Genomic DNA, 12,170 nt, shown 5'->3' with positions numbered 1-12,170 from the left:
GCTATCTCCAGCGCGTCTCGACCGGAGCGGCGACAGCTTCGCGCGCCTCGGCGACGACCGTCATCAGCGCGCGCAGAACGGCTTCGACGCCTTCGCCGGTGACCGCGGACAAAAGCATCGGCGCGCGGCCGGCGGCGCGTTTCAGCGAAGCGACCTTCTTCTTGCGCGCGTCGGCATCGAGCGTGTCGACCTGGGAAAGTGCGACGATCTCGACCTTCTCGACCAGCCCATGGCCATAGGCGTCGAGTTCGGCGCGCACGGTCTTGTAGGCCTTCCCCGGATTTTCTTCCTGCGCCGAGACGAGGTGCAGGAGGACCCGCGTGCGTTCGACATGTCCGAGGAAACGGTCGCCGATGCCGACGCCTTCATGCGCGCCTTCGATCAGGCCGGGAACATCGGCGATGACGAACTCGCGCCCGTCGATGCGGGCCACACCGAGGCCCGGATGCAGCGTGGTGAAGGGATAGTCGGCGATCTTCGGCTTGGCAGCGGTGACAGCGGCGAGGAAAGTCGACTTGCCGGCATTGGGCAGGCCGACCAGGCCGGCATCGGCGATCAGCTTGAGCCGGAGCCAGATGTTGAGCTCTTCGCCCGGCTGACCCGGATTGGCGCGGCGCGGCGCCTGGTTGGTCGAGGTCTTGAAATGCTGGTTGCCGAAGCCGCCATTGCCGCCCTTGGCCAGCAGGAAACGCTGGCCGACGACGGTCAGGTCGCAGATTAGCGTGTCGTTGTCCTCGGCAAAGACCTGCGTTCCCGCCGGCACTTTCAGCGTCACGTCGGCGCCCTTGGCGCCGGTCATGTTGCGGCCCATGCCGTGCGTGCCGGTCTTGGCCTTGAAATGCTGCTGGTAGCGATAATCGATCAGCGTGTTCAGCCCATCGACCGCCTCCACCCAGACGTCGCCGCCGCGGCCGCCGTCGCCGCCGTCGGGACCGCCGAACTCGATGAACTTTTCGCGCCGGAACGACACCGATCCGGCGCCACCATCGCCGGAGCGGACATAGACCTTGGCTTGATCGAGAAATTTCATCGTATTGCTGAGTTTCTGCTAACGGCCTTGCGGCATTGCTCTAACGTTTGGCACTGCTCTAAACCAAGGTGGCGCGAAGGGCGAGGCTGTTTATCAACATGGCCCCAGTCTGACATAGTCCGAGTCTGAACATGGTCCGAGCCTGAACATGGCCGAGTCTGAACATCGCCGGAGTCGCAATGCAGCTTGTAACCTACAACATCCACTACGGCGTCGGTCTTGACGGCCGCTACGATGTCGGCCGCATAGCCGATGCCGTGCGCGGCGCTGACGTGATCGCGCTGCAGGAGGTCTCGCGCAACAACCCCAACAATGGCGGCCGCGACATGGTGGCCGAGCTTGGCGAGGCGCTGCCCGAATATTTCGCCGTCTACGGCAGCAATTTCGAGGCCAATGTGGGCTCGCGTCTGGAAAACGGCCGCGCCATCACCACCACCTTCCAACTCGGCAACATGGTGCTGTCGAAAACCCCCGTTCATCTGTCGCGCAATCTCCTCTTGCCGCGCAGCCGCAGTTTCGAAGTGATGAATTTCCAGCGCGGCGCGCTGGAGGCGCTAATCGAGACGCCGCTTGGTTTTATCCGCTTCTATTCCACCCATCTCGACCATCGCAGCCCGGTCGAACGCGCCAGCCAGATCCGGTTTCTGCGCCGGCGCCTGTTGAACTATGCGATCGAGGGCGGCGCGCTGTCGGGTGTCGCCGAGGTCGGCCTGCCCGACCTGCCTTGTCCCGAAGGCTTCGTCGTCATGGGCGACTTCAACATGCTGGCCGGATCGCCGGAACATGTCGAATTCGTCGGCCACCTGGATCACGAATTCGGCATGCCGGTAACCGCGGATCTTGCCGTCGATGCCGCCCTGCGCCTTGCCGCCGCAGGCGCCGATCTCGTCACCTGGGTCGACCCCAAGCGGCCTGGCGACGCCAGCCGCCACAAGCGCATCGACTATGTCTTCACCAGCGCCTCGCTGGCCAAATCGCTGAAGCGCCTGTGGGTCGACCAGCAGGCAGTCGGTTCGGACCACTTGCCGGTCTGGGTCGAGATGGTTTGAACCCAAATTCGGTCCGCAACCTTCGCGCCTAGGCGTGTTGAGATTCAGGTCAGGCCGCGCCGAGAATGATGGCTTCCGAGAACCGGAGCGGAGCGTACTTTTGGTACGTGAGCACCGGAAGCGCAGGAAGCCGCCATTTGCAGGCCGGCCTCACCTGAAGATCGACATGCCTAGAAATGGACCCAGTTCCGCAGGCTGGTCCAGGTCTTGCGATCGAGGCGGTAGCGCTCGACCGGCACCTGGCCGGCGACGATCGAGTTCAGCATGCCCTGGCCGGCATATTGGAAGCCGCATTTGTGGATGACCCGGCGCGAGGCCGGATTGATCACCCGCGTCGAGGCATGCAGCACCTGGATCGCCGTCTTCTGGAAGGCGAGGTCGACCAGCGCATGCGCGGCCTCCGTCGCATAGCCGCGCTTCCAGTAGGGCTCGCCGATCCAGTAGCCGAGCTCCAGCCCGCGATCGGTGGTGTTGAGGCCGGCGCATCCGACGAAGGTTTCGGTGCCGGCCAGGGTCAAGGCATAGGCAATGCCGGCCCGGCGCGATGCCGTCATCGCGAGGAAGGCGCGTGCCTCGGCCTCGCCATAGGGGTGCGGCATGCGGGCCAGCATTTCGGCGACATGGCGATTGTCGGCGAGCGCCACCAGTTGCTCGATGTCGCTTTCGCGCGGTGCCCGCAGGACCAGCCGCTCGGTCACCAGGACCGGACAATCTATCGCGTAACTTTCACCGTCTGTGTCATCCGCTTCGGCAACCATGTCAGTCCTCCAGGCAAGAAAAAGGGGAGATGGAACCCATCTCCCCTGATCCATTTCCTGGCTTGGCCAGACACCGGTTCCCGAGATGGGTGCCGGTGTTCTCGTGCGGAACCGGCTACTCCGCGGCCTTGGTCATCGGGTTCACCGATACGTAGGTTCGGCCATTGGCTTTTTTATTGAAGGTGACTGCGCCAGCTTCGAGCGCAAACAGCGTGTGATCCGTGCCAATGCCGACATTGGTGCCGGGATGCCACGTCGTGCCGCGCTGACGAATAATGATGTTGCCCGGAATCACGGCTTCGCCGCCGAATTTTTTCACGCCGAGCCGCTTGGAATGGGAGTCGCGACCATTGCGCGACGAACCGCCAGCTTTCTTGTGTGCCATCTAACTAACTCCGATGCGCCGCTAGGCGCTTAAAGGGTCTTATGAACGCGTTCGCGTTCCGTTTCAAGTCCGAACCGACGGCGATCGCGCCGGTCCGCTTTACTTCTTCGCCAAATCTTTGGCCTGCTCGCGCCAGTCCATGATCTGGTCGGCGCTGAACGGCATATGCTCGTCGATCTTGGCGATATCCTTGTCCGACAGCTTGGCGATCTGGGCGAAGGTCGTGATGCCCTGCTCGTTCAACTGGCCGGCCGCAACCGGACCGATGCCCTTGATCACGGTCAGATCGTCCGGCTCGCCCTTCGGCGCCTTGAACAGCGGCGCGGCGGTTTCGCTTGCCTTGGCTTCCTTCTTCGGCGCAGCCTCTGCCTCGGTCTTCGCTTCGGTCTTCGGGGCGGCTTCAGCCTTCGCCTCGGCCTTTGCGGCAATCTCGGCCTTCGCTTCGGCCTTGGCCGCGGCCTTTTTCGTCGGCTTGGCGCCACCCAGCAGGATCTCGGCGATCCGCACGGTGGTCAACAGCTGGCGATGGCCGATCTTGCGACGCGAATTCTGCCGGCGGCGCTTCTTGAAAGCGATGACGGTGCGGTTCTTGCCCTGTTCGACAACTTCGGCGGTGACCAAAGCGCCGTCGACGAACGGCGCGCCGAATGTGACATTCTCGCCCTCGCCATGCGCGAGCACGTGGCCAATCTCGACGATGTCGCCGACCTGGCCTTCGACTTTTTCGATCTTCAGGAGATCGTTGGCGGCAACGCGATACTGCTTGCCGCCCGTTTTGATGACTGCGAACATTTTTTGCCTTTCGCTGTTCGGTCGGCCTTGACGAACCGCTTCAGGCGGTTCGGCCGTCTTTTTGTCAGTCTGCGGGTTCAAAAAGCAAGCGGCGCGGAAGAGCCCTCCACGCCGATTGCGCGCTGTCCCTAGCCGAAGGTGCAGCGCGAGTCAAGGCAAACGGCCGAAAGCAAGACGGTGCCGTTGGCACAGGCGGCGGAGGTAGCGAACAACGACCAATACGGCCCGGAGAGAAGCCTGATATCAGGCAGATTGGCCCTTGTAACCTGTCCGTCCAGCCGTTATCTAGTGCGCCGCGCCGGCAACGGCGGACCATGACCGCGGAGAGGTGGCAGAGTGGTCGAATGCACCGCACTCGAAATGCGGCATGGGTGCAAGCCCATCGGGGGTTCGAATCCCTCCCTCTCCGCCATACGACATTGTTTACATTGATAAAAATCAAAGAATAGGTTGCGCGCCCGCCATAAAGCCCGCCTACCGAAAACGCCGTATTCGCGGCACGTCAGCTTACGACACAAATATGCGGGGTTCATGCTTCGAACTGGTAGATGGCACAGATCAACTTCGGCCTCGCTAAGCGAAGTCGTGGGGTAGCGACAGCGGAATCAGGATACGCGACTAGCACCCCGTGCCGGGTCAACCTCGCCGTCGGGAAGTACCGATCGGTGCGGACCCAAGCGGATTCACGCTTGTCGGCGGCGGACGCCGGCGGTGGCGGTCAGCACCCGAGCAGGGTTCCCATTGTTGACGTCCGCTGGGCATCTGCGGCGACCGTCGCCAGGTTCTCTGCTCCCGGGTTGACGGTGGTGTAGACGAGGAGCACTCTCGAGTGTCAGCAGATGTGGTCAGGTTGAGTGTCGGCGAGTAGCAGAGGTCCAGCAACCATGACTTTGAGGCGAACCAGAGCTTACGCCGCATCCGGCTTGGTTCTGGCGATTTGCACTGTGTTTGCTTGGCAGAACGCCACTGCTGCTCACAATTGCCACGCAGCCGCGACGCCTGGCGTCAATTGGCACGAGTGTGACAAGAAGCTTCTCATCCTGGAAGGACAGGACCTGAGCGGGGCGAACCTGTTCGGTGTTGATTTCACTTCGACCGACCTCAGGAACAGCAATCTCCTTGCGGCAAATCTTGAGAAGGCAACGCTTGTGCGTGCTTCCCTGGCCGACTCGACCGCCAAAGGCGCCCGGTTCGACAGAATCGAGGCCTACAGGACCGACTTCAGCCGTATGGACGCGCAGGGCGCTGTGTTTGCGAGCGCGGAAATGCAGCGCTCGAATTTCCAGGACGCCAATCTGACCAACGTTGATTTCACAAAGGCAGAATTGGGGCGTGCGCAGTTCCATGGCGCCGATCTCAGCGGCAGCCGCTTCTCGTTTGCCAATCTCGCACGCGCGGACTTCCGAGGAGCGACGTTCACCGCGTCGATAGACTTTGACCACGCCTTTTTCTTTCTGACCCATATCGAGGGCGTCGACCTTTCCAATTCGGCGGGTCTGTCCCAGTGGCAGCTCAACATGGCTTGCGGAGACGCCCGGACCGAGTTGCCTTCTGGCTTGACGAGGCCTGAAGATTGGCCCTGTCAATTCGAGCAGGAATAGTTGTCGGCAAGCGAACTGCGGCAATGCTGCACCCGACAGGATTCGAACCTTTCGGCAAGCCGCCTAACCCGAATGCCCCGCCGTTCCCGAGCGGTTGGTTTTGCGTCTCGACATGCATGAACTCGTGCTTTCCGCACCGTTCGCAGAGGTGGCTAGTCCCGGCTGCGCCAAGAATGTGGGATGGGGCTTTGCCAATGTCCTCTGTTCCAGGTCGAAGTATCCAAGATCATAGGGCATGAGGCTCAAGGGCCAAATGCCATCGTCGAACTCGTTGACGCCGACCTTGATCGGCGGGCACGGTGACGATCTTCTTCCTGTGCATGCAGATGCGGCCGGAGGCGGACGAATCTGTTCACCTTCGGGACGAGCCTGCGCTATTCGATTGATGAATCATCCTCATAACGACATGCGGATTTTGCCGCCTAATCGATCGCCGGCGTCGTCGCTATTCTATTTCACACATTCGCAACACTGCCGCGCATGCCGAGGAAATGAGCATGGCCCGGCAGCCCTGCGACAGTTCAGGACGATCAAAGGAGACAGGCATGAACAAGCAGATCGGAATCGAGAGCACGGCGGAACCACAGTCCAGTGTCGACTTTGGCCGGCGTGATCTGCTGAAGCTGACCGGCGCCGGCGTTGCCGCGCTCGGTGCGGCGTCGCTGTTCAACATCCCCTTCGCAAAGGCTCAAGACATGTCAAACGGCGCCAACAACTTCTACACCAGTGATCGGGTGACGCTGGAAAAGATCGCCTTCAAGAGCCAATACGAGATGAACGTTGCGGGCAATCTGTTCATTCCCAACAAGCTCGACCGCAATGCGCGCCATCCGGCGCTCGTCGTCGGGCATCCGATGGGTGCGGTGAAGGAGCAGAGCGCGAATCTTTATGCCACCAAGATGGCCGAACAGGGCTTCGTCGCGATGTCCATAGACCTGCCGTTCTGGGGCGAAAGCGAGGGCGAGGCCCGCCAGATCGTTTCGCCTGACGTCTACGCCGAAGCGTTCAGCGCCGCCGTCGATTTCCTCGGTACGCGGCCATTCGTCGACAGAAACCGCATCGGCGCGATCGGCGCCTGCGGCAGCGGCAGCTTCGTCATCAGCGCGGCCAAGATCGACCCGCGGATGCGCGCCGTCGCGACCGTCAGCATGTACGACATGGGGGCCGCCAATCGCGACGCGCTCAATCATTCGCTGAGCATCGAACAGCGCAAGCAGATCATTGCTGCAGCTGCCGAGCAGCGCTGGGCCGAGTCTGAAGGCGCCGCGGTCGAATATACCGGCGGCACTGTGCACGAGCTGACCGCCGGCACCCATCCCATCCAGCGAGAATTCTATGACTTCTACCGCACGACGCGGGGTGAATTCACGCCCGCAAGCGCAAACCCGCAGATCACCACGCATCCGACGCTGACCAGCAATGTCAAGTTCATGAATTTCTACCCGTTCAACGACATCGAGACGATCTCGCCGCGCCCGATGCTGTTCATCGCCGGCGACCAGGCCCACTCCCGCGAGTTCAGCGAGGATGCCTACAAGCGAGCGGCCGAGCCGAAGGAGCTTGTGTGGGTTGCCGGCGCCGGGCACGTCGATCTCTACGATCGCGTCGACCTGATCCCGTTCGACAAGCTGACCAGCTTCTTCAATCAGCATCTCTCTGCGTGAACGGCGCGATGGAGCCTGTACCAGACGGTACAGGCTCCATCAGCATTGATCGGGGATACGACCGCATGCTGAAACTATTGCTGAGCGCCGCTGTTATCGCAATCGGAACGGTTGGACCTGCCATGGCTCAAGAACGCATTCGCATCTCTTCGGATTGGGGCGAGGTCACAGCCGATCTCGCCGATAACGAGGCCGCAAAATCTCTGGCGCAGATGCTGCCGCTCACGATAGAGATGTCCGATCATCTGCGCCAGGAAAAGACCGGCAATCTGCCTTCCGCCTTGCCCGAGCTGGCGCGGCAGCGCGAGTTCTCTGTCGGCACGCTTGGGTTGTGGAGTTCCGATCATTTCGTGATCTACTATCGGAGCGGTCGCCTCCCGGCGCCTGGCATCATCAGGCTCGGGCAGGTCACTGGCGATGTCTCGATCTTTGACCGTCCCGGTCCGGTCACCATCCGCGTTGAACGCGCCGACTGAAACCTGCGCAATCCGCTCGTAGTTCGTCGCCGGGGGCGAGCGGCGGATTGAATAGCTGCCGCTCAATGAAGTCTCTGTGTTCGCCTTCGATTTATCCGGTATAATCGAGTTCTGGCTATTACAAGGATTCATGAGTGTCGCGGCAGAATGTCAATGATCTGCTCGCGTTCCTGGCTGTTGCTCGGGAGCGTAGTTTTACGCGCGCCGCAGCCCGGTTCGGCATATCGCAATCCGCGCTAAGCCACACCATCCGTCAACTCGAAGCGCGCCTTGGCGTTCGCCTGCTCACCCGCACGACGCGCGCGGTGGCTCCCACGGAGGCGGGTGAGAGGCTTTTGCAGCGGATTGGGCCGCACTTTGACCAGATCGAAATCGAGGTCGATGCCCTGAACGAACTGAGAGAAAAGCCCGCCGGAACCATCCGGCTGTCAGCGCCTGACTATGCAATCAGCAGCATCCTTTGGCCCAAGCTGAAACGCTTTCTGCCGAAATATCCCGACATCAAGGTCGAACTCCTGCTCGACAACGGCCTCACCGACATCGTGACGGAGCGCTTCGACGCCGGGATCCGCATGGGCGAACAGCTTGCGAAAGACATGATCTCGGCTCGCATCGGACCGGATTTCCGCTTCGCAGTCGTCGGCGATGAATCCTACTTTGCCGAGCATCCCGCGCCGGAGAAGCCGCAGGACCTCGTGCAGCACAATTGCATCAACTACCGTTTTCCAACGTCCGGGGCTCTTTATGTGTGGGAGTTCGAGGAGAACGGCCGCGAGATCAAAATTCGCGTCGATGGGCAACTCGTCTTCAACAACATCTTTCATGTCCTGGACGCCGCGCTGGCCGGCCGCGGCCTCGGCTATGTTCCGGAAGAAATGGCCCTTCCCCACATCGCCAAAGGGCGGCTGGCGCGGGTCCTGGAAGGATGGTCGCCCTATTGGGATGGCTACCATCTCTATTATCCGAGCCGCCGGCAATCCTCGCCTGCTTTCGTTGCCCTGGTCGATGCGCTGCGCCATCGCGAGTGACTATCGATGCCGCGGGCTTCGACGTTCCTGCCACTGAAGCCATCGCCAGAGGACGTGAACCGCCGAGGCTGCAGCGTATCGGTCAGGGCTGCTGTATTGCCGCCAGCTTCCAGTCGCCGCCGTTCTGGCGCGTGAAGGTCCACAGTTCGGTTGTTTCCGTCGGCCGATCGGCTTCGCCGGCGACGATCTTGCCGCTGGCGCGATCACGCATCACGTCAAGAGACTCGTAGCGCAGGGCAGCCGTCGCGTAGTCACGATCATCTTCCCGCCAGCTCTCCGCAATATCGGCCTCCAGCAGGCTGACGTTCGACACCTCGTTCCTGATGCCGTTTTTGGCATTGTCGGCAAGTTCTTCGGACAGGTACGACACCATCTCGGGGGTCGCCAGCCGGCGCAAGCCAGCATGGTCTTCACGCCCGAACGCTTCCTGAACTTCGGTCAACCGCTGCTGGAATGTATCGAGATCGGCCGGCGTCATCGTAATTTGATCGTTGGCTGGAGCCGTCCGGCCAAAGCCAGACCCGATGCCTGGAATGGGGAAAGATGTGACGTTGTCCGCCTCGCGCTGGGCTGCCGCGTTTCGCCCAAAATTGCCCATGCTCCGCGGCACACCGGCCATGGCAGGCGCCTGGTTGCGTGCCGATTGCGACCGGAAAAAGCGGATGATCAGCATGATCGCGCCGCCGATCAGCAGTCCTTGCAGCAGCAGGCCCAACATGCCAGCCAAGCCGCCGAACCCCTGGCCCAAAAGAAGTCCGATCAGACCGCCGAGCAGCAGGCCGCGCATCATCGAACCGCCGAGGCCGCTGAAGATCCCTGGTCGTTGGGCTGCCGGTGTCTGGCGCGCCGCATTGTTCGTTGCGGTGTTGGGCGTCATCGAGCGCTCGACCGGCGCGGCCGGCTGTGGCGCTGTCCTGGTCGGCGGGACCGACTGGAACGTGCGCGTGCCGCGGCTGCCGAAGCTGCCGCCACGCCGCGCCTCGGCGTAATCGGCCGTGACCATGGAAAAAGCCAGGAACAGTCCTGCAAACAAAACGGCAAACCGGCTCGAACGCGAAATCATCTTGGCAAATCCTCAAGCGACACTCTGGCGCTATATGGGGTGCGCCGATCGAAATATCAGTGGCCGCAGTTTCCGTACCTGGCAATTGAGGAGAATTCCAGGGCCGCCACAAATTCAGGCAAAGCAGCCGACAGTGATCCTTCTGCCACCTTGTGCGTTGTCGCCTGAGGCACACCGAGGAGAAAAACGGTGTTTGCAGGTTTCAGGGCCACCAGCTTGCAACTGGACGACACGACCATTTTCGCAAGGGTCGGCGGAACCGGTCCGCCGCTGCTGCTGCTTCATGGTTTTCCAGAAACGCATCTGATGTGGAGGGATATTGCCGCGGCCCTGGCGCCCCGCTTCACAGTCGTCGCCGCCGATCTTCGCGGCTATGGGCAAAGTGGCTGCCCGGTCTCCTCGGCCGATCATAGCCCATACGCCAAACGCGCCATGGCCGCAGACATGGTTCAAGTCATGCAGCAGTTGGGTTTTGAGCGGTTCATGGTTGCCGGACACGACCGCGGTGGGCGGGTCGCCTATCGCCTGGCACTCGATCACCCCGATGAGATGTCCAAGGTCGCGGTCCTCGACGTCATCCCGACCGCCGCCGCGTGGGACAGGGCGGATGCCAGACTGGCTCTCGGCTTCTGGCCCTGGAGCCTTCTTGCGCAACCGGAACCGCTGCCGGAGCGGCTGATCGGCGCGGCGCCCGATGCCATCGTCGACAATGCGATTGTGCAGTGGGGATCGCCGGCAGAAATGTTCTCTGCAACGATCAGGGAGGCTTATGTCAAGGCGCTTCGCGATCCCGTTCATATTCATGCGATTTGCGAAGAGTATCGGGCCGCTGCCACGATCGATCGTGAGCATGACGCGCTGGACCAGATAAACGGTCGTCGCATCAAATGTCCGCTCCTGGCACTGTGGAGTAGCCAAGGCGGCCTCGAGACCTGGTATGCGGAGCAAGGCGGCCCGCTGGCTATCTGGAGGAAATGGGCCGACAGAGTTGAAGGAGGTCCCGTTCCGGGCGGGCACTTCTTTCCAGAAGAGCACCCTCACCAGACCGCAGCGGCTCTCTCGAAATTCTTCGCGGTTGAATAGGGAATGACGCCCAGGGCAGAGTGTTGTAGAGCTTCACATGCCTCATTCGCCCGTCCGGCATCAAATCTGCTTGATAAAATGAAAGCCATCTCTACAGCCACGGCCCTGACATGCAGTCTCGTGTTTGTCGGAGGTTGCGCTTCGCCCTTCTATGCATCCTTTGATGCAGCGAAATACGACAGGATGAGTTGCGTCGAACTCAACGTGGCCATGGGCGAAGTCGCCAAGGAGCTGTCGGCGACAGCGATCACCCGGGGCAAAGTCGCGAAAACCAACATTCCGAACTGGCTATGGGGAGCCCGGCGTGTCGCCACTACCGTCACTGCCCGCCAGAACGCGAAAATCGAGCAATTGCAGCAGCAGGAGGCTGCGATCGCAGCTGTGAGACGAAGCAGGTGCTGATTGCGGCGCCTGCTGCCGAAGGCCGAGCATTGTCGAAGCGATCCCGCGAGTCTGAGACCTTCTGCACAGGTATTTGCCGTTCGTGCGGCGGATGAACTGTTGAAAGGCAGCCGGTCTGTCGTAGATTTGCCAGGCACGAACGACAGCGAGGATGCCATGAAGAAGGAAGAGCTGGAAACCGTCCTTGGCCGTGGCGGGCCCGGCTTCGATCTGGGTCCGATTGAAGATCAACTGCATGACCTGGCACGCGAAGGGCAATTTCCGGACGTCGCCATCGCCCACTGCATCGCAAGGATTGAAGAATCCGCTCCCGCGTTGCGGGCGGTCATCGCAAGAGCGGCCGAAGGAGAGGATCTGTCGCGGGATGATGAGATGCGGCTTTACATCCTGGGCGGCGCTCGCGACACTCGAACGTTCGGGCCCTTGTTGCGCCTGCTGCGCCGTCCGGGACGCGAGCTCGATGACCTGCTCGGCGACGTGGTGACCGAGAGCATGGCGCGTATCGTCGCCGGCGTATTTGATGGCGACGCCGACGCTTTGTTCAGCTTGATCAGCGACCGCTCTGTCGATGAATACGTCCGCGATGCAGCTTTGGGCGCAGCGACCTTCCTGACCTGGGAAGGCCGCATCGAGCGTGACCGAATGCGAGATTTTCTCGAGCGATTCCACACCGAGAGGCTGGCCGGTGACGACGATTTCGCCTGGATCGCCTGGCTGGAGGCAATCGCCCGGCTTGGCTTGCGCGATCTGGCGCCGCTGGTTCACAGCGCGTGGTACGACGGCCGCGTCAAGAAAGCGAAGAAATGCTGTCTCGCAAATTGACCTGCTGCAGCACCGCG

General features: G+C 61.6%; 13 protein-coding genes, 1 tRNA gene and 1 pseudogene. 9 read left to right on the top strand and 6 right to left on the bottom strand.

The window, feature by feature from the left end:
- Position 1: 1 nt before the first annotated feature.
- Positions 2 to 1,030 carry a GTPase ObgE gene (obgE, locus tag AC0L2R_RS30445; RefSeq protein ID WP_128168566.1) on the bottom strand — a complete coding sequence of 343 codons (1,029 nt, stop codon included), beginning with the start codon at positions 1,028 to 1,030 and terminating at the stop codon, positions 2 to 4.
- A gap of 179 nt (positions 1,031 to 1,209) precedes the next feature.
- Between obgE and AC0L2R_RS30440 the strand changes: the two genes are divergently transcribed.
- The gene (locus AC0L2R_RS30440; protein WP_473513273.1) at positions 1,210 to 2,079 is read left to right on the top strand and encodes an endonuclease/exonuclease/phosphatase family protein; all 870 of its coding nucleotides are present in this window, start codon (positions 1,210 to 1,212) and stop codon (positions 2,077 to 2,079) included.
- A 170-nt stretch (positions 2,080 to 2,249) separates the two neighbouring features.
- On the opposite strand, the gene AC0L2R_RS30435 is transcribed toward AC0L2R_RS30440, so the two are convergent.
- The 3 genes from AC0L2R_RS30435 to AC0L2R_RS30425 all read right to left on the bottom strand — a co-directional run bounded on the left by AC0L2R_RS30435 (position 2,250) and on the right by AC0L2R_RS30425 (position 4,014).
- Entirely contained in the window at positions 2,250 to 2,837 is a 588-nt protein-coding gene (locus tag AC0L2R_RS30435) for a GNAT family N-acetyltransferase (RefSeq protein ID WP_473513271.1), read from the bottom strand.
- Positions 2,838 to 2,952: 115 nt separating this feature from the next.
- Entirely contained in the window at positions 2,953 to 3,222 is a 270-nt protein-coding gene (gene rpmA, locus AC0L2R_RS30430; RefSeq protein ID WP_023678077.1) for a 50S ribosomal protein L27, read from the bottom strand.
- Positions 3,223 to 3,321: 99 nt separating this feature from the next.
- A complete protein-coding gene (locus AC0L2R_RS30425; RefSeq protein WP_473513269.1) occupies positions 3,322 to 4,014 on the bottom strand; it encodes a 50S ribosomal protein L21 in 693 nt (230 codons plus the stop codon).
- 322 nt (positions 4,015 to 4,336) lie between these two features.
- On the opposite strand from AC0L2R_RS30425, the gene AC0L2R_RS30420 reads away from it, so the two are divergent.
- Together AC0L2R_RS30420 and AC0L2R_RS30415 are read left to right on the top strand one after the other, a co-directional pair.
- Positions 4,337 to 4,426 (top strand) — tRNA-Ser (locus tag AC0L2R_RS30420).
- Positions 4,427 to 4,898: 472 nt separating this feature from the next.
- On the top strand, positions 4,899 to 5,615 hold the full coding sequence (locus AC0L2R_RS30415; protein WP_473513354.1) for a pentapeptide repeat-containing protein: 717 nt from the start codon (positions 4,899 to 4,901) through the stop codon (positions 5,613 to 5,615).
- Between the two features lie 192 nt (positions 5,616 to 5,807).
- Here AC0L2R_RS30415 and AC0L2R_RS30410 read toward each other — a convergent pair.
- Positions 5,808 to 5,958 (bottom strand): annotated as a pseudogene (locus AC0L2R_RS30410) (IS481 family transposase); the annotation flags it as partial.
- 202 nt (positions 5,959 to 6,160) lie between these two features.
- Here AC0L2R_RS30410 and AC0L2R_RS30405 point away from each other — a divergent pair.
- The 3 genes from AC0L2R_RS30405 (at position 6,161) to AC0L2R_RS30395 (ending at position 8,783) form a co-directional block, all read left to right on the top strand.
- The gene (locus AC0L2R_RS30405) at positions 6,161 to 7,279 is read left to right on the top strand and encodes an alpha/beta hydrolase (protein WP_473513267.1); all 1,119 of its coding nucleotides are present in this window, start codon (positions 6,161 to 6,163) and stop codon (positions 7,277 to 7,279) included.
- 65 nt (positions 7,280 to 7,344) lie between these two features.
- Positions 7,345 to 7,755 carry a cyclophilin-like fold protein gene (locus AC0L2R_RS30400; RefSeq protein WP_473513266.1) on the top strand — a complete coding sequence of 137 codons (411 nt, stop codon included), beginning with the start codon at positions 7,345 to 7,347 and terminating at the stop codon, positions 7,753 to 7,755.
- 134 nt (positions 7,756 to 7,889) lie between these two features.
- Positions 7,890 to 8,783, top strand: coding sequence for a LysR family transcriptional regulator (locus tag AC0L2R_RS30395; RefSeq protein WP_473513264.1), 894 nt, complete (start codon positions 7,890 to 7,892; stop codon positions 8,781 to 8,783).
- A gap of 82 nt (positions 8,784 to 8,865) precedes the next feature.
- Here the strand turns inward: AC0L2R_RS30395 and AC0L2R_RS30390 are convergent, their stop codons facing one another.
- The gene (locus AC0L2R_RS30390) at positions 8,866 to 9,846 is read right to left on the bottom strand and encodes a Tim44 domain-containing protein (RefSeq protein ID WP_287345563.1); all 981 of its coding nucleotides are present in this window, start codon (positions 9,844 to 9,846) and stop codon (positions 8,866 to 8,868) included.
- Between the two features lie 189 nt (positions 9,847 to 10,035).
- Here AC0L2R_RS30390 and AC0L2R_RS30385 point away from each other — a divergent pair, with 189 nt between their 5' ends.
- The 3 genes from AC0L2R_RS30385 to AC0L2R_RS30375 all read left to right on the top strand — a co-directional run bounded on the left by AC0L2R_RS30385 (position 10,036) and on the right by AC0L2R_RS30375 (position 12,153).
- Positions 10,036 to 10,929 (top strand): alpha/beta fold hydrolase, encoded by an 894-nt coding sequence (locus tag AC0L2R_RS30385; protein ID WP_473513262.1) that lies wholly within the window; start codon positions 10,036 to 10,038, stop codon positions 10,927 to 10,929.
- 78 nt (positions 10,930 to 11,007) lie between these two features.
- On the top strand, positions 11,008 to 11,331 hold the full coding sequence (locus tag AC0L2R_RS30380) for a hypothetical protein (RefSeq protein ID WP_473513260.1): 324 nt from the start codon (positions 11,008 to 11,010) through the stop codon (positions 11,329 to 11,331).
- A complete protein-coding gene (locus AC0L2R_RS30375) occupies positions 11,332 to 12,153 on the top strand; it encodes a DUF1186 domain-containing protein (protein WP_473513259.1) in 822 nt (273 codons plus the stop codon). It abuts the gene before it with no gap.
- Positions 12,154 to 12,170: the final 17 nt, after the last annotated feature.

The sequence above is a fragment of the Mesorhizobium sp. WSM4820 genome (assembly GCF_055811075.1).
Note: the sequence above shows the minus strand (reverse complement) of the source record. Positions and strands in the feature narration are given on the sequence as shown.